23 protein-coding genes and 1 other RNA gene are annotated in these 21528 nt (G+C 65.1%); 8 read left to right on the forward strand and 16 right to left on the reverse strand.

All coding sequences use genetic code 11. The features are described from left to right. Nucleotides 1-2 precede the first annotated feature (2 nt). On the forward strand, nucleotides 3-437 hold the full coding sequence (locus tag BM002_RS02415; RefSeq protein WP_092776947.1) for a MarR family winged helix-turn-helix transcriptional regulator: 435 nt from the start codon (nucleotides 3-5) through the stop codon (nucleotides 435-437). On the opposite strand, the gene BM002_RS02420 is transcribed toward BM002_RS02415, so the two are convergent. From BM002_RS02420 to BM002_RS02490, 15 genes are all read right to left on the reverse strand, one after another. Next, nucleotides 434-1714, reverse strand: a complete 1281-nt coding sequence (locus tag BM002_RS02420; protein WP_092776949.1) for a TRAP transporter large permease — start codon at nucleotides 1712-1714, stop codon at nucleotides 434-436. The two genes, BM002_RS02415 and BM002_RS02420, sit on opposite strands and share 4 nt — an antisense overlap. 1 nt (nucleotide 1715) lies before the next feature. Beyond that, on the reverse strand, nucleotides 1716-2210 hold the full coding sequence (locus BM002_RS02425; protein WP_092776951.1) for a TRAP transporter small permease: 495 nt from the start codon (nucleotides 2208-2210) through the stop codon (nucleotides 1716-1718). Between the two features lie 61 nt (nucleotides 2211-2271). Beyond that, nucleotides 2272-3240 carry a TRAP transporter substrate-binding protein gene (locus BM002_RS02430; RefSeq protein WP_092776953.1) on the reverse strand — a complete coding sequence of 323 codons (969 nt, stop codon included), beginning with the start codon at nucleotides 3238-3240 and terminating at the stop codon, nucleotides 2272-2274. A 144-nt stretch (nucleotides 3241-3384) separates the two neighbouring features. Then, nucleotides 3385-4065 carry a GntR family transcriptional regulator gene (locus BM002_RS02435; protein ID WP_092776955.1) on the reverse strand — a complete coding sequence of 227 codons (681 nt, stop codon included), beginning with the start codon at nucleotides 4063-4065 and terminating at the stop codon, nucleotides 3385-3387. 160 nt (nucleotides 4066-4225) lie between these two features. Continuing rightward, the gene (locus tag BM002_RS02440; RefSeq protein ID WP_092776957.1) at nucleotides 4226-4945 is read right to left on the reverse strand and encodes an alanyl-tRNA editing protein; all 720 of its coding nucleotides are present in this window, start codon (nucleotides 4943-4945) and stop codon (nucleotides 4226-4228) included. Further along, nucleotides 4942-7251, reverse strand: a complete 2310-nt coding sequence (locus BM002_RS02445) for a DUF3772 domain-containing protein (protein WP_092776959.1) — start codon at nucleotides 7249-7251, stop codon at nucleotides 4942-4944. The genes BM002_RS02440 and BM002_RS02445 overlap by 4 nt, the downstream gene beginning before the upstream one ends. Beyond that, nucleotides 7248-8276 (reverse strand): cysteine synthase A, encoded by a 1029-nt coding sequence (locus tag BM002_RS02450; RefSeq protein WP_092778672.1) that lies wholly within the window; start codon nucleotides 8274-8276, stop codon nucleotides 7248-7250. Before BM002_RS02450 ends, BM002_RS02445 begins: the two co-directional genes overlap by 4 nt. 53 nt (nucleotides 8277-8329) lie before the next feature. Then, on the reverse strand, nucleotides 8330-9445 hold the full coding sequence (locus BM002_RS02455) for an NUDIX domain-containing protein (protein ID WP_139212215.1): 1116 nt from the start codon (nucleotides 9443-9445) through the stop codon (nucleotides 8330-8332). Further along, complete coding sequence (locus tag BM002_RS02460; RefSeq protein WP_139212217.1) at nucleotides 9442-9903, reverse strand: TrgA family protein; 462 nt, start codon at nucleotides 9901-9903, stop codon at nucleotides 9442-9444. The genes BM002_RS02455 and BM002_RS02460 overlap by 4 nt, the downstream gene beginning before the upstream one ends. Then, nucleotides 9903-11114: an SAM-dependent methyltransferase gene (locus BM002_RS02465; protein ID WP_092778674.1), complete on the reverse strand. Its 1212-nt coding sequence runs from the start codon at nucleotides 11112-11114 to the stop codon at nucleotides 9903-9905. Before BM002_RS02465 ends, BM002_RS02460 begins: the two co-directional genes overlap by 1 nt. Before the next feature lie 78 nt (nucleotides 11115-11192). After that, nucleotides 11193-12557 carry a cryptochrome/photolyase family protein gene (locus BM002_RS02470; RefSeq protein WP_092776965.1) on the reverse strand — a complete coding sequence of 455 codons (1365 nt, stop codon included), beginning with the start codon at nucleotides 12555-12557 and terminating at the stop codon, nucleotides 11193-11195. Between the two features lie 155 nt (nucleotides 12558-12712). Beyond that, nucleotides 12713-13702 (reverse strand): acryloyl-CoA reductase, encoded by a 990-nt coding sequence (acuI, locus tag BM002_RS02475; RefSeq protein ID WP_092776967.1) that lies wholly within the window; start codon nucleotides 13700-13702, stop codon nucleotides 12713-12715. Then, complete coding sequence (locus tag BM002_RS02480; RefSeq protein ID WP_092776968.1) at nucleotides 13699-14778, reverse strand: dimethylsulfoniopropionate demethylase; 1080 nt, start codon at nucleotides 14776-14778, stop codon at nucleotides 13699-13701. The genes acuI and BM002_RS02480 overlap by 4 nt, the downstream gene beginning before the upstream one ends. A gap of 51 nt (nucleotides 14779-14829) precedes the next feature. Beyond that, nucleotides 14830-15516, reverse strand: coding sequence for a DUF1326 domain-containing protein (locus BM002_RS02485; RefSeq protein ID WP_092776970.1), 687 nt, complete (start codon nucleotides 15514-15516; stop codon nucleotides 14830-14832). Then, nucleotides 15513-16223, reverse strand: coding sequence for a DUF2182 domain-containing protein (locus BM002_RS02490; protein ID WP_245749104.1), 711 nt, complete (start codon nucleotides 16221-16223; stop codon nucleotides 15513-15515). The genes BM002_RS02485 and BM002_RS02490 overlap by 4 nt, the downstream gene beginning before the upstream one ends. Before the next feature lie 97 nt (nucleotides 16224-16320). On the opposite strand from BM002_RS02490, the gene BM002_RS02495 reads away from it, so the two are divergent. Together BM002_RS02495 and BM002_RS02500 are read left to right on the forward strand one after the other, a co-directional pair. Then, nucleotides 16321-17055 carry a FadR/GntR family transcriptional regulator gene (locus tag BM002_RS02495; RefSeq protein ID WP_092776974.1) on the forward strand — a complete coding sequence of 245 codons (735 nt, stop codon included), beginning with the start codon at nucleotides 16321-16323 and terminating at the stop codon, nucleotides 17053-17055. Nucleotides 17056-17116: 61 nt separating this feature from the next. Continuing rightward, nucleotides 17117-18157 (forward strand): ABC transporter substrate-binding protein, encoded by a 1041-nt coding sequence (locus BM002_RS02500; protein ID WP_092776976.1) that lies wholly within the window; start codon nucleotides 17117-17119, stop codon nucleotides 18155-18157. A 76-nt stretch (nucleotides 18158-18233) separates the two neighbouring features. Here the strand turns inward: BM002_RS02500 and BM002_RS02505 are convergent, their stop codons facing one another. Then, complete coding sequence (locus BM002_RS02505) at nucleotides 18234-19142, reverse strand: DUF2167 domain-containing protein (protein WP_139212219.1); 909 nt, start codon at nucleotides 19140-19142, stop codon at nucleotides 18234-18236. Nucleotides 19143-19257: 115 nt separating this feature from the next. Here BM002_RS02505 and ssrA point away from each other — a divergent pair. The 5 genes from ssrA to BM002_RS02530 all read left to right on the forward strand — a co-directional run bounded on the left by ssrA (nucleotide 19258) and on the right by BM002_RS02530 (nucleotide 21449). After that, nucleotides 19258-19611, forward strand: a transfer-messenger RNA (tmRNA) gene (gene ssrA / locus BM002_RS02510). 129 nt (nucleotides 19612-19740) lie between these two features. Continuing rightward, the gene (gene merF / locus BM002_RS02515) at nucleotides 19741-19941 is read left to right on the forward strand and encodes a mercury resistance system transport protein MerF (protein ID WP_092776980.1); all 201 of its coding nucleotides are present in this window, start codon (nucleotides 19741-19743) and stop codon (nucleotides 19939-19941) included. Beyond that, entirely contained in the window at nucleotides 19926-20141 is a 216-nt protein-coding gene (locus tag BM002_RS02520) for a GDCCVxC domain-containing (seleno)protein (protein ID WP_092776982.1), read from the forward strand. Before merF ends, BM002_RS02520 begins: the two co-directional genes overlap by 16 nt. A gap of 189 nt (nucleotides 20142-20330) precedes the next feature. Next, nucleotides 20331-20777, forward strand: coding sequence for an SspB family protein (locus BM002_RS02525; protein WP_092776984.1), 447 nt, complete (start codon nucleotides 20331-20333; stop codon nucleotides 20775-20777). Between the two features lie 114 nt (nucleotides 20778-20891). Continuing rightward, nucleotides 20892-21449 (forward strand): class I SAM-dependent methyltransferase, encoded by a 558-nt coding sequence (locus BM002_RS02530; RefSeq protein WP_092776986.1) that lies wholly within the window; start codon nucleotides 20892-20894, stop codon nucleotides 21447-21449. The last annotated feature ends 79 nt before the right edge of the window (nucleotides 21450-21528 follow it).

The following is a 21528-nucleotide window of genomic DNA, read 5'->3' on the forward strand; positions in this document are numbered from 1 at the left end:
AGATGTCCGATCAAAGCGGGTTCGACCTCAAGGATTTCATGCCCTACCTGCTCAACCAGGCGGCAGATGTGACCAGCCGCCGGTTCGAGGTCTGCTACAAGTCACGCTACGGCATGTTGCGGACGGAATGGCGGGTGGTGTTTCACCTGGGCCGCTACGGCGACATGACGGCCAGCGACATCTGCGCCCGCGCCCGCATTCACAAGACCAAGGTCAGCCGCGCGATCCGCGCGCTTGAGGTGAAGCGCTATCTGGGCCGGACTGAACGGGCTCATGACCGGCGGCAGGAAACCCTGTCGCTCACCCCCACCGGGCGACAGGTCTTCGACGATCTCTACCGCGAGGCGGCCCGCTTCGACGCCCAGATGATGGCGCACTTCGACGCGGCGGATCAGGCCGTTCTGCGACGGCTGCTGACCCGGATCGCGGAACTCTAGGGCGTCAGGTACGACCCCAGACCAAGCGAGATGAACGGCACATAGGTCACCAGCGTCAGCGCGAACAGGATGGCCAGGTAGAACGGCCAGATGGTGCGGACGACGTTTTCCATCCGCTCGTTCCCGACGACGCAGCCCACAAACAGACAGGCGCCAACCGGCGGCGTGGTCAGGCCGAGGCCGAGGTTCATCATCATGATGATGCCGAACTGAACCGGGCTCATGCCGAGGTCGATGACGATGGGCAGGAAGATCGGCGTGGTGATCAGGATCAGCGCCGCCATGTCCATGATCATGCCCAGAACCAGCAGGGTGCAATTGAGCAGAAGCAGGATGACGTATTCGGAGTCCGAAATCGACAGCACCGCCCCCGCAAGAAGGTCGGGCACGCGATTGAGCGTCAGAAGATAGGCGAAGGCCGAGGCACAGGCGACCAGGATCATGACCATGGCCGTGGTGCGCACCGAGACGAGGACCGCGGCCTTGAACCGCTCCCACGTGAGTTCGCGGTAGACGAGCGCGGTTACCAGGATGGCCCAGATCGCCCCGAAAGCGCCGGATTCGGTCACAGTCATCACACCCGACAGAACCCCGCCCACGATGATGACGGCGGTCATCAGACCCGGCAGCGCCACGATGAACGAGACGGCAAGGCTGGAGAGACCCGGGAAAGGCTCGGCCGGATAGCCGCGCTTGACCGCAACCAGCCAGGCCACGAAACCGAGGCAGAGGCACATCAGGATGCCAGGCACGACGCCCGCGATGAAAAGCTGGCTGATGGGCACGCCGCCGGCCGCAACCGCATAGAGGATCATGTTGTGACTGGGTGGGATGACCACGCCCGCGATGGACGAGGTCACGGTGACGTTGACGGCATAGTCGCCGTCATAGCCCTTCTCCTTCATCACCGGCATCAGGATCGAACCGAGCGCCGAGGTATCGGCCACTGCCGACCCCGAAATGCCGCCGAACAGCATGGAGGAGGCGACGTTGACGACGCCAAGTCCGCCGCGCATCCAGCCCACGGCCCCCGCCGCAAGCTTGACCAACCGCGCCGCGATCCCGCCTTGCAGCATCAATTCGCCCGCGAAGATGAAAAAGGGAATCGCCAGCAGCGAGAAGACCGAGATGCCGGAGACGATGCGTTGGAACGCGATGAAGAGCGGCAGGCCTTCGTAGAGGAAGCCGGTCACGGCCGCGATGCCCAGGCAGTAGGCGACCGGAACCCCGGCCGTGAGGCACAGGAAGAACACGCCGAAAAGCAGGATGAGTTCCATGTCAGACGCCTTTCCGGCCAGTCAGAAGTCGGCGCAATTCGTCGAGGCAGAAGACTGCGGTCAGGACACCGCTCAGGCTGACGGGAATGGCGCGCCAGCCTTCGGAGATGCCCAGAAGCGGGATCTCGCGCTGGACCGTCCGCTCCCACATGACATAGCCCTGCCAGGCCATGATGGCCCCGAACAGGCCGAGCGTCACGATGGTGAAGACCACGCAGGCCATGCGCAGCGGTGCGGGCAAGGCGTCGCGGATGAAGTCGACGGCAAGGTGGCTCTGGCGGCGGATGCCGACGGCGGCGCCCAGAAAGGCGATCCAGACGACCAGCAGGAGCGAGACCTGCTCGACCCAGGTCGGCGTCGCGTTCAGGACATAGCGGCCATAGACCAGCCAGCTGAAGATCAGGATCAGCACGACCATCATCGCGCCCGCCAGGGCCATCACAGCCGAGGCCACGGCATCGAGAAGACGGTCGAGCCGCCCCGGTTCTGGTGTCATTGTCCCGCCCCATGGTTCGGGGGGCCGACATGGCCCCCCGCAGTTACGCCTGTGGCGCGGTTCAGTTGACGGCCTGGATCGCTTCGATCACGACGCCGAGGTCGGGGTTGGCGGCCAGGAAGCTTTCGTAGACCGGGGCCATGCGCTCTTGGAAGGCGACCTTGTTCTCGACTTCGTTGACCTGCGCGCCTGCGGCACGGACCTTGTCCAGGCTCTCCTGCTCGCGGGCGGCCCAAAGCTCGCGCTGCGTTACGGCAGAGGCGCGGGCGGCCGCCATCACCTTGGCCTTGGTGTCATCGTCCAGGGCGTTCCACGATTCGGTCGAAACGCAGAGGCACTCGGGGATGATCAGGTGGTCGGTGATCGAGTAGAAGCCCGCGACCTCGAAGTGGCCGGTGGACTCGTAGGACGGATAGTTGTTCTCGGCCCCGTCGATGACGCCGGTCTTGAGCGACTGGTAGACTTCGCCGAACGCCATCGGCGTCGCGTTACCGCCCAACTGGGCCACCATGTCGACGAAGAGGTCGTTGTTCATGACCCGCAGCTTGAGACCTTCGACGTCCGCAGGCGTCACGATCGGGCGCTTTGAGTTGTAGAAGCTGCGCGAGCCGCTGTCGTACCATGCGAGCGGCACCAGACCTTCGGCTTCCATTGCTTCGGCAAAGATCTCGCCGACGTCGCCGTCCATGGCCTTGTGCATGTGATCGACGCTGGAGAAGATGAAGGGCAGCGACAGCACGTTGGTCGTGGGGATGATCGGACCCATCGGGCCCATGTTGAACTGACCGAACTCCAGCGCGTTATTGCGCACCTGCTCGATGGCGTCGGGCTGCGAGCCGAGCACGCCGCCGTGGAACACCTGAAGGTTCAGGTCCGTCTCGGCGTTCACCGTTTCGACGAACTGATCCAGCGCGACGCTGTTTGGATAGCCTTCCGGATGGATGTTCCAGCCGCGCCAGTCCTGGGCGGTTGCAACAAACGGAGCAGCGGCAACGATGGCGGCTGCGCAGGCGATACGTGTGAATTTCATGTGGTCCCTCCCGAGGATCTATCGACGACCAGAAATGGCGCGCCGGACATGAGGCCGACTGCTTCTCCCTTCGGCCTTACGCTTCGAATACTAGCATATCAGTTGACGGGCGCCAGTAGTGTTTTGAAGATATTTCGAGCCGCTTCAATCGTCAAAGTATTCCGCGTGATCCCGCCGGATCGCAGCGATGGTTCTGTCGATCCGCGACAGGTGAAGGCGCAGCGCGGCCTCGGCGTCCGCGGCATCGTGGCGCGACAGGGCGTCGACGATAGCGCGGTGATCGGCGACGAGCTCCACCATCTCATGCGGACCCTTCAGACTGAGGACGCAGATCCGGTCGACCTGCGCCTTCTTCTCGCGGATCAGGTCATAGGCGAACGGCGCCTGCGCGACCTCGGCGATCCGCTCGTGGAAATTGGCGTCGAGCATGTGGAACCGGCGCCCGTCGCCCGCGTCGGCACAGGCCTGCTGTTCATCAAGCATACGGTCGAATTCCGGGGCCAGGTCCGGCGTCCAGTTCTGCGCCGCGACCCGAAATACCTCCAACTCGACGGCCAGCCGGATGAAGCGCGCCGATTGGATGGCCGCGATCGAGAAATTGCGGACAACGGTCGCGCGCTGCGGCTGGATCAGCAGAAGGTTTAGATTGCCGAGGCGATTGAAGGCGTCGCGCACCGGTTGGCGGGATACGCCGAACCTGTCCGCCACATCCGCCTCGGACATCTTTTCACCCGGCATGAGGTCGAGCGAGACAATCTGCTCGTAGAGGCTGTCGTAAACTGCATCGGCAGCTGTGCGGCGGTCCGAAGCGATTGCGAATTTCATGGCGACGTTTCCTTGCTTGCTTCGGATTTAAGCCAGAAAATTCGCGAAATCCAGTGGTTCCGATGTGTTGCGGCCAATGGGCGTGCGTTCTGTGACCGGTTCTCCACCACGATCTGCCGCCTGTGACGGGGTCGCATTTTCGCCCGGGCAAAATGTCGGATCAGGGCGCGAGCGTCAGGGAGATCCGGCGGTTGGCGCGGCCCTTGTTCTCGATCTTGCCGACGCGGACGTCACCGATTTCGCCCGTGCGCGCCACATGAGTGCCGCCGCAGGGTTGCAGATCGACGAGCGACGACTCGGTGCCGATCCGCACCAGACGGATGTGCCCTGCCCCGCGCGGCGGCTGGACCGACAGGGTCTTGACCAGACCGGGGTTTGCGTCGAGCGCGGCCTCGGTGATCCAGTCGTCGGTCACCGGATGGTCGGCCGAAATCAGCTGTCCCATCCGGGCCTGAATGAACTCCCGCTCGTGAATGACTTCCGGCATGTCGAAGTCGAGGCGGGACTTGTCGGCCCCGATCTGGCCGCCGGTCACCGGCAGGGGCACCACCACAGACAGAAGGTGCAGCGCCGTGTGCATCCGCATGTGCCGATAGCGCCGGTCCCAGTCGAGGCGCATCTCGACCTCTGCGCCCACGGGCGGCAAGGGACCCGTCGTCACCGGCAACAGGATGATGGCCTCGCCGTCGCCCTTGACCGCATTCGCCACGTCCCAGACGCCGCCGTCCCAGGTCAGCCGACCGCTGTCGCCCGGTTGCCCGCCGCCCTGCGCATAGAAGATGGAGCGATCCAGGATCAGCCCGCCTTCGGCGGTATGCGCCGTCACGCGGGCCGGGGCGGATTTGAGATAGGCGTCCGTTCGGAACAGGGGTTCTGTCATGGGGCCTCCGCCGACTTGGGCTGCAACGCCTCGGGGTTGCGGAGCCAGAGGTCGCGCTGCGCAAAGGGAATCTCCAGCCCCTCGTCCCGGAAGCGTTCCGCGATCAGATGGTAGATCTCGGAGGAGACGATGGGTTTGAAGAGGATGTCCCGGATGACGACCCGGATCGTGAAATTCAGGCTGTCCGCCCCGAAGCCATCGAAGGTGATCGTCGGCGGCGGGTTCAGAATGACCATGGGATGCAGTTGGGCGACCTCTTCCAGAATCTTCTGCACCCGCCGGGTATCGGTCCCGTAAGCCACACCCACGGTCAGCACGACCCGCCCCGACGAATTGCTGAGCGTGTAGTTTGTCACCACGCCCGCGATCAAATCGGCGTTCGGCACGATCACGTCCTGCCGATCGAAGGTCTCGATCCTGGTGGAGCGGACGGAGATCTGGCGCACGAAACCCTCGATCCCGCCCACGTTGATCCAGTCGCCCAGCTTGATCGGCCGTTCGATCAGCAGGATGATCCCCGAGACGAAGTTCTGCACGATGGTTTGAAGTCCGAAACCGATGCCGACCGACAGGGCACCCGCCACGATGGCCAGACCGCTCAGGTCGATGCCGGCGGCGGTGATCGCGGCCAGCGCGGCGATGGTGATCCCGACATAGCTGGTCCCCGACAGGATCGCGTTTGTCCCCCCGGTGTCGAGCTTGGTCTTGGGGAGGACGTTGGTCCGCAGCACCCCCTTGAGCAGGCGGACGGCCATGTAACCCAGGACGAAGACGATCACGAAGGTCAGGAAGTTGGACGGCGACACCTGTGCCCCGCCGACCTGGAACCCGCGCAGGAAGGTCGACCACCACTCGCCCAGTGTCGACGGCCGCACCCCCCAGATCAGCGCAAAGAGCGGCAGCGCCGCCAGCGCCAGGCCGAAACCCACAAGGGTGGGCGTCAAGGCATCGCGCCCGGCGTCCGCGCGACGCGTGGCCGTCGCATAGAGGTCGAACACCAGCCCCTGCACCACGCCGATCAAGGCGATCAGCCCCAGGCTGACAACCGAGGGCCAGAAGATCGCGAGGCCCAGGTTCACATATCCAACGGCGGCGACCAACGGAGCAACAAAGGCCACCAGGATCAGACCGCGCCCCAAAAGGCGCAGAACCTGCGCCCAGAAGCCGTCGCCGCCCTCTTCCTCGCGGGCGGCGCGGCCTTCTGACAGGAATATCTGGCCCAGACGCAGCATCGCGAGACCCGCGAACACCAAGAGAAGCACATGGGCCAATCCCCGGGCCGCCGCCATGTCGCCGCCGGTCATCGCAATCGTCTCGACCGCGATCGTCAGGGCAAGACCAAGCCCGAGGGTGAGAACCTGAAGCCGCGCGCTGCCCCGCCGTTCCGGTGTCACGGGCAGGAAGGCCTGCGCCCCCTCGCGCTTGGGAAGGGCCTGAAGCCCGAGCCAACGGGCCGCCAGTACCGTGAACCCGAAGACCGGAAGCGCGTCGGCCACGGCCTGTGCGCGCAATCCATCAGCCCCGAAAAGATGGATCAGGTAAGACAGGATGACGAGGCCCACGACCGGCAACACCAGCCGTCCGACCGAGATCAGCAGTAGGACGACCCGTGTCGGCGGGCTGTCGGCCTCGCGGGTGGCCAGACGGTCGCGCAGGCGGCCAAGCCAGATACCCGACCGCCACATCAGCAGGATCGCGATGAAGACCAACGCGCCGATTTCCACGCCCCGCCCTTGCCAGAGGGCGCGCGCCGTGGGGGTGGCGAAGGGTGCGTAGAGTTCGGTGCCCAAGGCGCCGAACCACCCGCCGAGCGCGGCGATGGCCCCGGGCCAGACCACCGGGTTCAGGGGCAGCGGCGAGCGGGACAGAAGTTGCGCCGCCCGGTCCGCCTCGATCAGGCGGTCCGTCTCGGAAATGAGGCCGTTGGCGCGGGTGAAGGCGGTCTGCGCCTCGCGCACGGGGACCAGCAATTCCTCCAGCCGGGCGGCAAGCTCGGCGCGTTGCTGCACCGTTTCGGGGGCCTCGATCTCGCCCTCGGCGGGCACGGGGCCAAGCGCCGCGATCTGGGCGCGCAGGTTCTCGATCCGGGTGGCGTTGACGCCCTGCGCCTCGTCGAAGCGGCGACGCCAATCGACGAGGTCCGCGCGCAATTGCGACAACGCCTCGGGCGACGCCACGCCGCGCGACAGGACCGCCTCGGCCCGCGCGGTCAGGTCATTCCATTCGGCTGTGGCGACACCTTCCTGCGCCAGACCCGGCAGGGCCAGGCCGACAAACAGGACAACGGCAGCGAGAAAGCGGATCATTCGAAGACTTCAGGAACCTCCCGCGGGGCCTCGGCCAGCCAATGGGGCACCGGAAGGTTCTTTTCCCGCAGGAACGCAGGGTTCCAGACCTTGGACTGATAGCGGGAGCCATAGTCGCACAGGATCGTCACGATGGTATGCCCCGGCCCCATGTCCTGGGCCATCTTGACGGCGCCGCCGATGTTGACGCCGGTCGATCCGCCCATGCAGAGCGCCTCGAACTCCAGAAGATCGAAGATGATGGGCAGCGCTTCCTCGTCGGTGACCTGGCAGGCGAAATCGGGGGTAAACCCCTCCAGATTGGCGGTGATGCGCCCCTGCCCGATGCCTTCGGAAATGGAGCCGCCTTCGGCTTTCAACTCGCCGTTGGTGTAGAAATTATAAAGCGCCGCGCCCATCGGATCGGCGATACCGACCTTGACGCCCTTGGGCTGCAACGCCTGGGCCACGCCCGCGACCGTGCCGCCCGACCCTGCCGCGCAGATGAAGCCGTCGACCGCGCCATCGGTCTGTGCCCAGATTTCCGGGCCGGTCGTCTCGACATGGGCCTGCCGGTTGGCGGTATTGTCGAACTGGTTGGCGAAAACCGCGCCATTGGGTTCGGTCTTGGCCAGCTCGGCGGCCAGACGGCGGGCATAGTGGATGTAGTTGTTCGGGTCGCGGTAGGGTTTCGGCGGCACCTCGACCAGCGTGGCCCCGGCAAGGCGCAGCATGTCCTTCTTTTCCTGGCTCTGGCTGTCGGGAATGACGATCACCGACTTGAAACCAAGCGACGTGCCCACCAGCGACAGGCCGATCCCGGTGTTGCCGGCCGTCCCCTCGACGATGGTTCCGCCCGGTTGCAACGCGCCCGAGGCGATGGCGTCCCGGATGATGTAGAGCGCGGCGCGGTCCTTGACCGACTGGCCGGGGTTCATGAATTCCGCCTTGCCCAGGATCTCGCATCCGGTTTCCTCGGACACCCGGTTGAGCCGGATAAGCGGCGTGTTTCCAATGGCTTCGATGACGGATTGATGGATTTGCACGTGAAAGGCCTCCCACAGCTTTGGCACCCGTCTAGACCTCGGCCGCGCCCGCTTCAACCACGCAAGGTGGCGCGGTGCAGGGCAAGCCACTGCGCCGAGACGATCAGCGGCGCATTCGCGGCCTCGCCCGTGGCGACCATGGCAACCAGATCATCGAGCGGCATCAGGCGGACGCGAATATCCTCGTCCTCATCGGCGACGCCGTGCAGGCCGACGGCATCATCCGGCAGGTCGCACAGGGCCACGAAGGAATGCAGAACCTGCGCCAGACCGCCGGGGCTAGGATAATAGCGCGCCACAAAAACAAGGGCTTGCGCGTCGATCTTAAGACCCGCCTCCTCCTCCAGCTCGCGCAGGGCACTCTGCTCGGGCGTCTCGCCCGCATCGATCAGCCCGGCGACGGGCTCGATCATCCATGGCAGCGGGTCGCCCTTGGCCAGCGCGCCGACGCGGATCTGATCGACGACCAGCACCCGGTCGCGCACGGGATCATAGGGCAGCACCGTCGCCGCATCGACCACATGGCTGATCGCGCGCTGGATGGTGCCCGACCGCCCGCCATCGAAACGCGGATGGTCCAGATGCCACTCCTCGACCCGGTGAAACCCTTCGTAGGGGTAGTCGACCCGGCTGACCCGCACCGCATCGGCACCGGTATCGGTGCCTTGGGTAATGGGGCGGCGATAGGTGCGGTTGCTGGCGATGGCATGGGCGCGGGCCTGGATGACACCGCGCCGCGCGGCGATCTGGGCGGGCGTGACCTTGCCCCGCGCCCGCATGACTTCGGCGGCGGCCAGACGCGTGCGCGCGCCATGTGTGGCCTGCCATGTGGCCAGATCCCAGGGGAGCCCGGCACCGCCACCGCCCTCTGCCTCGCGGTAGACGAGTGCCGCGACGGGTCCGTCCGGGCCAGTCACGGTCACCGCCTCGGGCACATAGCCGAAGGCCGTCTCGTACCAGTCAAGGCGCGCCTTGGCCTCGGAGCCGAGCGTGTCGGTCAGCTGCCCCCCGGCCCCTGTCCCCGGCACCAGCACGGGCCAGTCGCCCGCCGCCGCACGCTCCACCTGCCAGCCGTCAAGCCTGGCGGGCACGCAGTCCACCGGCCCGCCCGCCACATCGGCGCGCAGCGCATCCCACAGCAAAGTTCCGAACAGAAAGTACCGGCTCACGGCATCCGGCGCCCGACGATCCCCGCCAGAAGCCCGATGACAGCCGCACCCAGAAACCAAGTGCCGCCCACGATCGGCACCAGCAGGATCTGCACGTCATCCCAGATGAACGACAGCGTGGCGGACACGGCCCGGCCAAGCTCGGTGTATTTACCGGTCAGCGAAATCTGGATCATCTTGCCGAAGGAATGCAGCAGGATCGCCAGCAAAGCCCCGATCAGCGCCGCACCGATCCCGGCGGTCAGGACAACCGTCACCCGCTCGCCCCGCCCGGTCGGCCCCGTGGCGGCCTTGCCGATCACGATCCAGCCGACAAAGAAGGCAAGGAAGGCCAACGCTTCCCGCAGGTAACCGACGCGCGTGCCTTCGGGCAGAACCTCCCTGACGATCAATTCGCCAATGAACCACGCGAGCGCGGCCAGAAGCACCGCAGAGAAGAGTTTCGAAGGGGTAGGCATCAGGCTGGTTTCCGGACCGTCAATTGGATGACATCACACATGCCATATTCGAACGCGCCCGCACAGCCCGTCAAATAAAGGTTCCACATCTTGCGAAAACGGTCATCGAACCCGTGCGCCGCAACTTCGTCCCATCGGGCGTTGAAGGTGTCGAACCAACGGCGCAGGGTGATGGAATAGCCCTTGGCGAAACTGATCGACCCCAGATCCTCGAGGCCCGCGCGCGCCATCTCCTCGGCCAGCTTCATGGGCGCGGGCAACATGCCACCCGGAAAGATGTACTTCTGGATGAAGTCGACGCCCCGCGAATAGACCGCCCAACGGGTGTCGGGCACCGTGATGATCTGAAGCGACGCCTGCCGACCGGGACGCAGACGTTCGCGCAACGTCTCGAAATAGACGGGCCAATACCGTTGTCCCACGGCCTCGAACATCTCGATCGAGGCGATGCCGTCATAGACGCCGGTCTCGTCGCGGTAGTCCTGAAGCTTGAACTCCACCTGATCGGACAGGCCCAGCTTTTCGATTCGCTCCTGCGCGAAGGCGAGCTGCTCCCGGCTCAGCGTCAGGCAGGTAACCCGCAACCCACGTTCGCGTGCGGCATACTCCGCGAAACCGCCCCACCCGCAGCCGATTTCCAGAACATGTTCGCCCGGTTGCACGTTCATGCGGTCGACGATGGATTTGTATTTGGCGATCTGCGCGGCCTCCAGGCTTTCCTGTCCGGTCTCGAAGATGCCCGCCGAATAGGTCATCGTGTCGTCGAGCCAGAGGCCATAGAAATCATTGCCCAGATCGTAGTGGGCCGAGATGTTCTTGCGCGCCTGCTGCTTGGTGTTGCGCAGCATCCAGAAGCGCATCTTTTCATAGGCACGCACGAAGGCCATGCCCGGAAACTGCTGGATCAGCGCGTCGCCTTCCTTGTTGATATAGTCGAACAGCGCCTGCAAATCCGGCGTCGTCCAGGACCCGTCCATATAGGCCTCCATGAAGCCCACATCGCCCTCGCGCACGAGCCGGGCGAAGACGTCGGTATTGTGCACGATGATCTCGGCCACCGGGCCGGGTTCGATTCCGTCGTGGCGAAATCTGCGCCCGTCGGGCAGCACGACATCCAGACGGCCAGACTGTGCCCCCTCGGCCATGGCGAAGGCCTGCCGGAAATAGCGGGGCAAATTCTTCTGGCCCGAGATCGTCGTTATTGCGTCCATTTTTCCCCCGGCATCCATGCCGTCACCTTGCCCTTACAGAACCATCCGCCCCCCCGGGCGGCAAGTCCGTTAACAGTTTTATTCTGCGTTTCTTTGACCATAGGCGTCCAGAGCGCGTTGACGACCCTCTGCCAGATCGACGATCGGATGCAAGACCGGGCGATCATCGGGCGCCATGTCCCAACTCCGCGGGATCGCCGCATAGAAACTCCGATCCCGTTTCCACCGCTTGCGATAGGCAGCATCGGGGTCGAATTTGGCCGCCTGCGTGTCCGGGTTGAAGATCCGGAAGAACGGCGACGCATCCGGGCCGGATCCCGCCGCCCATTGCCAGCCCATGGCATTCGACGCGGGGTCCCAGTCGACCAGCGTATCCGCGAACCAGTCTGCCCCGACCTTCCAATGCGTCATCAGGTGCTTGGTCAGATAGGACGCGACCAGCATCCGCGCGCGGTTGTGCATCCGGCCGGTGACGTAAAGCTCCCGCATGGCGGCATCGACCACATCGATGCCCGTGCGCCCCCGACGCCAGGCCTCGGCCAGATCGTTGTCGCCCTTCCACGGAAAGGCGTCCCAGTCCGATTTCCAGTTTTCGCGGATCAGGTGCGGTGTGTGATAGGCCAGATGATGCGCGAAATCGCGCCAGACCAGCTCCTTGAGGAAGGTCTCGGCCCCGGCCTTGCCGTCTTCCATCGCGCGCCGCCCCGCGTGCCAGCAGCTGCGCGCCGAAATCTCGCCATAGGTCAGGTTTTCGCTCAGGCCCGAGGTGCCGTCTTCGGCCAGCATGTCGCGCGCGCTGTCATAATCCGCGATCCGGTGCGCGATGAACGCCCCCAGACGGGATTGCGCCGCCTGTTCGCCGACGTGGACATGGTCGGCCACGACCTCCGCCCCGCGCCGCATCGCCTGCGACAGGTCCCAGTCATCCAGCGCATCGCTGCCGGGCCAGGCATCCGGGGCGGCGACAGAGGACGGCGCGGTCAGCGCGGGGCCCACATCGCGGTCCCGCACGGATTTCCAGAACGGCGTGTAGACCTTGTAGTAGCCGCCCGTCCCCGTCACGACCGTCCAGGGTTCGAAGAGGACATGGGCCTGAAACGACTTCGCCTCCAGCCCCGCGTCCCGCAGGTGCTCCTTGACGCTCGTGTCGCGCAGCCGCTCGTCCTCGACGTAAAGGCGGTTCCAGACGACCGTCTCGGCCCCCGTCTCGTCCACCAGCTCGCGCAGCACGTCCAGCGCCTTGCCACGCCGTAGGATCAGGGTTGACCCCACGGCGGCCAGGCTCTCGCCGATGGACCCGAGGCCGAGGCCCAGACGCCACTTCGGCGCGGCCCCCCAAGTTTCCACGACCTCGTCCAGAATGAATACCGGAATCACGGGTCGCCCCTGATCCACGGCCCAGCACAGGGCGGGGTTGTCGGTCAGCCGCAAGTCCCGGCGCATCCAGTAAAGTATCGGTGCCACATATCCTCCGGCGCTCAATCCGGGCAGGAACCTAGCACAGGGTCAGGCGACGCCCACCCCCTTTGGCACGTCGGACCAGCGGACGTCAGGCGCGGTGTCGGCGCGCAGAGACCTGCCCCGCGCGCCGCGACGGCTCAGGCGTTGACGTCGACCACGACGCGGCCCCGGACCTGACCCTTGAGGATGTCGGCCCCGAGCTTGGGCAGATCGCCCAGTGTCGCGGGTACGACCATCGCCTCCAGCTTGTCCATCGGCAGCAGTTCGGCCAGCCGCGCCCAGGCCCGGACGCGGTTGTCATAGGGCTGCATCACGCTGTCGATCCCCAGAAGGTTCACACCGCGCAGCAGGAACGGGATGACCGTCGCGGGCAGACCCGCCCCCCCGGCCAGACCCACGGCCGAGACCGAGGCACCGTATTGCATCTGGCCCAGAACGCGGGCCAGCATCGCGCCGCCCACGGCATCGACGCAGCCGCCCCAGGTCTCGCCCTCGAGCGGGCGTTTGACGGTCTCGGCCAGGTCTTCGCGGGCGACGATCTGCGTGGCGCCAAGACCCGTCAGGTAATCGGCCTGCTCCGGCCGCCCCGTGACGGCGGCAACCTCGTGCCCCATGGCGGCCAGCAGGGCGACGGCGACCGACCCCACGCCACCGGCGGCCCCGGTGACCAGGACGGGGCCGGATTTGATCCCATGATCCTCAAGCGCCTGCACGGCCAGCATCGACGTGAACCCCGCCGTGCCGACGGCCATCGCCTGCCGCGTGGTCAGGCCGTCCGGAAGCGGCACCAGCCAGTCGGCCTTGACGCGGGCCTTTTGCGAATAGCCGCCCCAATGCGCCTCGCCCACACGCCAGCCAGTCAGGACGACCTTGTCGCCTGGCTTGTAGCGGTCGTCGGACGACGCCTCGACCGTCCCCGCGAAATCGATGCCCGGCACATGGGGATAGTTGCGCACCAGCCCGCCACCCGGTCCGATGCACAACCCGTCCTTGTAGTTCACGCAGGAATATTCGACTGCGACCGTAACCTCGCCCTCGGGCAGGTCGGCCAATGTCAGGTCCTTGACCGTCGCCTGCGTGCCATTGTCGTCCTTGTCGACCACAAGTGCCTTGAACGTTTCGCTCATCTCCAGAACCTTTCCTTGATCTCGGCTGCAATCTCGCCGGCCTGCGTCACGCAGACCAGCCGGTCGCCTGCCGCGCAGGACATGTCGACCATTCCGATCGCCACGCCGCATTGAAACTCGTCCGACCAGGCGGCCGAACGGACCCGTCCGACACGCTGATTGCCGGACATCAACGACCATTCCCGGTCGCATGTGGGTGGCGCCGAGTCCAGTTGGATGGGCACGATCTGCCGACGGGCCTGATGCGCGCGAAGGGCCGCACCGCCAAGGCAGTCGAACCGCTGGACATAGCGCCCGAGGCCCGCCTCGAACGGCGTGTCCTGGCGGGTCATGTCGTTGCCATAGCTCAACATTCCGCCCTCGATCCGCTCGATGGCATTGGGACAGCCCGCCCGGATGTCAAATGGCTGCCCTTTGTCCATCAGGTGATCCCAGAGCGGCATGGCCAGCGCCTGATCCGTCACGTAGATCTCGAATCCGCCCTGCTTGGAATAGCCGGACCGGGCCACCAGAACCTCGCCCGATCCAAATGGCAGCCATTTGAAACCGAAGAACGGAATGTCCCGCGTCTCCTCGCCGAAAACCTCGGCGGCAAGGTCGTTGGCCAGCGGCCCTTGAAGGCCCAGGATCTGCACGTCCGGTTCACTGACCGACACGGCATAGCCGCCACCCATGGCGACCCCTTCGACCCAATAGGCGAGGTCGCTGTCGGCCAGCGAAATCCACCAGACGCCCGGGCGCGGCTGCAAGGCCACCGGATCGTTCAGCATCCCGCCATTGACGTCGCAGATCGGCACATAGGCGCATTTCTGCGGCTTGACCCGGCTCAGGTCACGGGGGGTCAGCCGTTGCATCAGCGCGTCGGCATCCGGTCCTTCGATCTGGATCTGGCGTTCGCAGGCCACATCCCACAGCTGGACCGCTGATTTCAGATGACGGCAATCCTCGGAAATGCTGTCGAAGACGACCGGCAGCAGGGTCTTGTTGTAAACGGTATAGCCGGTGACGCCACAGGCCTCCACGGCGTCCGACCACCAGGTCCGGCGCAGCCGGTTCGACGGCGCAAGCGCGACCATTCTAGAGCACCCCGACCATATGAAGATCGCGCTCCAAACCCATGATTTGACTCACTTCGCCACCTCCGGACCGGACCAGTCGATCTGGCAGATCTCGGCGGACCGGCCGTCGAAATCCCAGACCCGGCCAAAGGCGCGCACGCGGCCCTTGGTGGCGGTCGCGACGGTGATGTCGCTGCCCATCCAGTATTCGGTGTTGACGGCGACGATGTCCTTCTCGGGGTCCTTGCCCTTGACCGGCACGACCTCTCCCTGGATCTTCTTGCCGACCATCAGGCGGCGTGTCTTACCCTCGTTCTCATAGGTGATCTTGGCGCGCTCGGCGCCCAGGAATTCGCTGACCAGCAGCTTGAACAGACCCGTTGTTCCCTTGGCCCGCCCCGAGAAGATCTCGATCAGCGCCAAATAGGCGGCCTGATCCGCGCGGTCATCGATGAAGGCCGCGGCCTTCCAGTTGCCGCGCGCCATAAGCCCCGGAATTTCCAGCAGAAGACCGACGTTCAGGCCAGACAGATCGCTGTCGCCGTAAAAGCCGGTGTCGATCCGGATGCCGGACCAGGCCTGGCAATAGCCTTCGGTCGGCGCGTGTTTGCCGAGCGAGACGACGCAGGGGCAGAAAACGGTGCAGTTGCAGTTGAGGATGAGCTCGCCCTTGATGGCCCAGGGCGTGGTGCCCGCAGCGGGGGGCTTGGCGTCCGGGTGTCGGCTCGACACCGTAGGGGCAGCGATCTTGGTCATGCGGGTCCTCCGATCAAAAAGCCTGCGCCGACAAGGCATGCAAGGCCGATAGCCCGGGGCACCAGCGCCCCGCGCGACAATTTTTCCAGCGTCATCAAGCCTGTGGCCAGCGCCATGAAGCCGAGGGACATCGCCCCTCCGATCAGGCCCAGCGCCATCAGCGCCCAGCAACAGCCAAGGCAGGTCGCGCCCAGGCGCAACCCCATGCGGAACGGGCCGTCGTTCCAATGGCCCATGAAGAAGGTCAGCGGCATCCGGCATTTCGACAGGCACGCGTCCTTGAGAGGCGAGAATTGATAGCCGCCCGCCAGGATCAGCAGGGCCGCGGCCAGCAGCGGCTCATCCAGGATGGCAAGCCGACCGAGGGCCAGCTGCGCGACCATGGCCAGGGCGGAAAAGCCAGCCCAGACAATCGCATAGCCTGCGATCAGATGTCCGCCACCGCCCGTGCCGTGGGCCTGCGCGATGTCGTCATAGGTGGCGAAGGCCGGAAGCGCCGTGGGCAGCATCATCGCCGACGACATGATGAGCCACATGGCCAGCACGCCGCCCGGTCCCGCCGCTGCCGCAGGAGTCAGACATAGATCCCTGAGCAGGGTGCCCCACCCCGTCGGCGTCGCCATCAGGACGACGGCCGTCCATGCCGCCAGAAGCGTTCCGTACAGGGCCAGCCAATGCGGCGCGGTCATGCGAGAAAGATGCCTCAAGCCAGCCCTCCCTTGCCGCCGCGAGATGTCTTGAACGAGTCGCCGTTCACCCGTATTCAAATGTCAGACATTTAAATGTCAGACAATTGGATTTTGCATGCCCCCCGATCAAACCGCGCCCAAACCCCTGTCGACCGACATCTCTGACCGGCTTGCCGCGCGCATCGCCGACGGCGATCTGATGGCGGGTGACCGGTTGCCGTCGGAGGCAGAGCTTGCCGCGCAATTCGACTGTTCGCGCGCCACCGTGCGCGAGGCGTTGAAGCGGCTGGCGGCCAAGAACCTGATCCGGACCGCGCGGGGTCACTCGGGCGGGGCGTTCGTCAACAACCTGACCTATGCCGCCGCCGTGGAGGCGCATGTCGCCACCTCTACCCTGCTCCTGTCGATGAATGCCGTCGATTTCCAGACGGCGGTCGAGGCGCGGTTCGCGCTGGAGCGGGCCTGCGCCCACCTGGCAGTGACCCACCACGAGGCGTCGGACCTGCGGGCGATGAAGACCGCGATCAACCGGCTGGCCAGCAAGTGCAACGATGAGCAATTCTGTGCCGCCGATGTGTCGTTCCACCGCGCGCTGGTCGATGCCGCGCACAATCCGATCCTGTCGTATCAACTGGCCGGCGCGGTCGAGGCGATGCAGCCCCTGATGAACATGATCACCTATCCCGAGCGGGACCGGGAGGTCATCATCCGCCTCTATCGCCGGATCGCCGGAGCGGTGATGGCGCGCGATGCCGCCGAAGTGCGCCACATCATGGACGAGCTGGAGGCGGTGATCCTCGATCTGTTCCAGCGCCGCCAAAGCCGTCGCGGGCCTGTGAAACCCGGCTAGACATTCCCGCCGACGCAATTAAGTCTGCTCCCATAAAACAAGGTCCAACCGGGAGAGACCAATGACCATCCGCACCTGCCTTCTGGCGAGCGTCGCTTTTGCGCTGCCGCTGTCCGCCGCCGCCCAGACCCTGACCGTGTTCGAATACTCGGGGTTCGAGGATCCGGCGTTCCATTCGACCTATGTCGCCAAGCACGGCGCCAGCCCCGATTTCGCGTTCTTCGGTGACGAGGAAGAAGCGTTTCAGAAGCTGTCGTCGGGCTATAACGAGCCCGGGCTGACCCACATCTGCGCAGGTTCCGTCACCAAGTTCGTCGAATCCGGCATCATCGAGCCCTGGGACACGTCGCGCATCGCGGCCTTCGACGACCTGAACAGCGACCTCACGGGGACAAGCGTTCTGACCGAAGGCGAGACGTATTTCATCCCGGCCGACTACGGCTCGACCGCGATCGCCTATAATGCCGACGAAGTGCCCGCCGAAGACGTGGCCTCGCTCAATGTGTTTCTAAACCCCAAGTATCAGGGCCGGGTGTCCATTCCCGACAACGTCGACGACGCCTTTGCGCTGGCCTACCTCGCGACCGGCGTGACCGATTGGTCGACCGTCGACGATGCCCAGTTCGAGGCCGCCGCTGACTGGCTGCGTCAGGCCCATGCGAACATGCGCACCTATTGGGTCGATCCCGGCGAATTGAGCCAGCTTCTGTCCTCGGGCGAGGTTCTGGTCAGCTGGGCCTGGAACGAGACGCTGCCGACGATGGTCGAGGAGAATTTCCCCATCGGCTTCCAGCGTGAGGCCGCCGAGGGGTCGTCGCTGTGGGTTTGTGGCTATGTGAACATGGCGGACTCCGAAAGCTCCGAAGACCTGGTCTATGACTACCTGAACGCCTTCCTCGACGCGAGTTCGACGCAGGCTTTGATGGACAACGGCTATGGGCAGGCGAACCTGACCGCATTCAACGCGCAGATCGATGAGGCGGGCCGCGTGGCCGGCGGTCTGGGCCCGGTGTCGGCCCCCGTGCTGGCGCAATTGCCGATGCCCGGTCAGCTGCGGGAAAAGCAGGCCACCGTGTTCGAGCGGATCAAGGCCGGCTTCTGATCAGCCCCTCCGGAACGACGAAGGGCCGCCCCGGGAGGCGGCCCTTTTCATGTCCGGGTGTTCGACGGGTCCCGTGTCAGACGTCAGGGTCGCGCTTGGGGCGCAATAACATGCGCTTGAACATCCCGCCAAGGGCCACGACGCCCATGATGCCGAAGATCAGGAATTTCTTGCCGAAGGCCAGCAGCGCGACAAGAAAACCGCCTGCCGCCTTGCCGTACTTGACACCGAAGAAGGTGCCCAGAAGGCCAAGGGCGCCGACGGCGGCAACCTTGTCGCCGGTCACGAAGGACGCATAGCTCTGCTCGGCCACGGGTTGATACAGGGCGAGGTTGTCGATGATGAGCCCGCGCATCTTCTCTTCGCTCATATTGCTGTCGATCGGGATCAGGTTGAACTCGATGAAGCCACTGCGGTCGAATTGCGTGACGGAGACGTTGATCGTGCGGTCCTGGTCGAACTGCCAGTCGGTCGCATAATACATGATCGCCCGCTCCCGATCGAGGGTCGGCGGCACGCGCCATCCCTTGAACAGAACCGGATACCCGAGGCTGGCCGACTGGCCTTCGGCCCCAAGGCGCAGGTCCGCCTCGATGGCCGCCATCAGCTCGGTCACGCCCTCGTCCGTCCAGTCGTCGAAGGTGACATAGCCGTTGCTGTCGGGCGCATAGATCATCATGGAATCGGTGGACGACGTGGTGTCGATGATGAAGCCGTCGATGCCTTGGCAATTGGGCCAACCCCAGGCCTCGCGGACCAGCGTGCAGGTGTCTTCAGGGCTGAGTGCCATGGCCTCGGAACGGGACGGGTCGATGCGTCCACGCGAAACGCTCAATCCGTCGGCGATCGGAAAAGGGCTCAGGTTCAGGTCCTGGGCCTGAACGATGGCGGGCGTTGCGACATAGGGCACGAAGGCCAGCGCGGCGAGCAGCACGGCCTCCTGCAGGGCCCGGAGGGGACCACGGGGGGAAAGGGGCTTCGTCACGGATAGAAACTTTCTTGTCTACTGATTGAATCAGACGATCAACGAAGAAGAGGGCGAAAACAGGGCGTTGACCCGGTCATGGCGGGGCTTTCGGTTCACACCACCCCCGCGCGGCGGCCTTGAACTTCGCCGGGCGGCGGCCTATATCGGCTGTGTTCTCGCAAGGGAACTATGGCGATAAACGCACCCGTAATAAGCGGATCGGACCCGGGGGCGGTACCCGGCGACTCCACCAAATATCCTCGTATTGGGGGATCATGGGGTCGAAACAGGATCGACGGACGTCTAAAGGGGCCAGCTTTCGCTCGGTGAGATACCACCGTTATCGGTTCACAATGTACAGTTGCCAATACCAACCGTGCTCCGGTCGCGCTGGCTGCGTAAGCAGTCCGCAAGATCGAAACTTAAGCCCTGACGCCTAGCAGTGTCAGGCGGGGTTCGCAGGCACCTGGCAACAGAAGCCTGCACTTTCTCCCTCGCCTTCCAAATATACCCACAGCACCAACGGGTCTTTTCGGGTGCACCTTGGCCCAGGGGGTGCTGTCGCACCCGGCCCTTTGCCGTGCCATGGTCCCGGTCGTTGCTTGCGTGGGGTACGATGGAGAACAAACGTCTCATGATCGGCCTCGGCGGGACCGCATTCGCGGCGCTCTGCTGTTTCACGCCACTGCTGCCCGTCATCCTGACGGCCTTGGGGCTGACCGGGCTTTTGCCGTATGTTTACAACGACCTGGTCTTGCTGCCGATCCTGGCGGCGTTCCTGATCCTGACGGGGTATGCGGCATGGCGACCGAGGTAGTGCTGGAGTCCCGGCTGACCTGTCCGTTGTGCGGCCATGCCGAAACGGAGGTCATGCCGACGGATGTCTGCCAGTGGTTCCATGACTGCAAGGGCTGTCACGCCGTCCTGAAGCCGCTGCCGGGCGATTGCTGCGTCTTCTGTTCCTACGGCACGGTGCCCTGCCCGCCCATTCGGAACGGCCAATCCTGTTGCGGCTGACCGCCGGTCCGGCAGGGGCCTGCTGCCTGCAAATCAGGCACCTTGCCCAATCGCGCACCGGCGCCCCCGGCCCGTTCCAATCGCCCCTTGCCCGCCCGCGCGGCCTCTGGTCTACCTAGGGTCAAGTCACGTCACGGGGGCCGGACAGTGAGACCGCCAAGCAGGACAGACCATATCGACTACGGCACGATGATGCATGATGCCATGCGCGGTCTCATCGCGCGCGTCCTGCGCCAGGTGGCGGCCCATGGATTGCCCGGCGACCATCATTTCCTGATCTCGTTCGACACCAACCATCCCGGGGTCAAGATCGCCGACTGGCTGCACGAACGCTATCCCGAAGACATGACCATCGTGCTGCAACACTGGTTCGATGCCCTTGAGGTCGGCGAACAGAGTTTCACCGTGACGCTCAATTTCGGCGACCAGCCGGAGCCTCTGGTGATCCCTTGGGGGGCCATGAAGACCTTCGTCGATCCATCGGTCGAATTCGGCTTCCGGTTCGAGCGGCGCGACGACGACGGCCCCGACGATCCCGACGGTGAGGACGACGAGGCGCCCTTTGCCGACCTCGACGAGGCCGAGCCACCCCGTCGCGAGGCCGAAGTGGTCAGTCTGGACCGTTTCCGCAAATAGATTTCACGCCGAACCGCTCACGCGTGATCACGCCTGACTGATCGCCAGGTGGTGCGCATTGACCATACCGCTGTTCCACTTCACGCTCTGGCCAGCTTTTCCAAGAGATTTCGAATGTCAGCAGGTTTCCGTGTCTTTTTCGAACAGATCCTGACCAATCCCGCCCAGATGGGCACCCTTGTTCCGTCCTCCTCCTACCTTGGGGCCGAAATGACCGCCGGTCTGGGGCCCGAATCTGGCCCGGTGATCGAGTTAGGGCCGGGCAGCGGCGCGATCACCCGCGCGATCCTGGCGCGGGGCGTTGCGCAATCCGACCTCCATCTGGTCGAGATGAACCCGGCCTTCGCCGAAGGGCTGCGGCGCAGCTTTCCCGAGGCCCATGTCCATTGCCGCAGCGCCGCCGACCTGCCCGAGCTTGGCCTGCCGCCCGTCACCACGATCCTGTCGAGCCTGCCGCTTCTGTCGCTGCCCGATACCCTCGTGCCTGCCATCCTGCACGCGGCGCGGTCCGCGCTCGCCCCCGGCGGGTCCATCGTGCAATTCACTTATGGCGTGCGGCCCCCGGTCGACGACGCCATGCTGGCGCGGGTCGGCCTGCGCTGTTCGCCCGGGGCCACGGTCTGGCGCAATCTGCCGCCCGCGCGGCTGTTCCATCTTCATCGGGTCGAATGATGCTCCGGGCAATGGACGTGGGCAAACCCCTTCGCTAGACCCGGCCCCGAGATGTGCCCGCAGCAGACCGGAGTGACCG

This window comes from Jannaschia pohangensis (genome assembly GCF_900113875.1).
Lineage (GTDB): Bacteria > Pseudomonadota > Alphaproteobacteria > Rhodobacterales > Rhodobacteraceae > Jannaschia > Jannaschia pohangensis.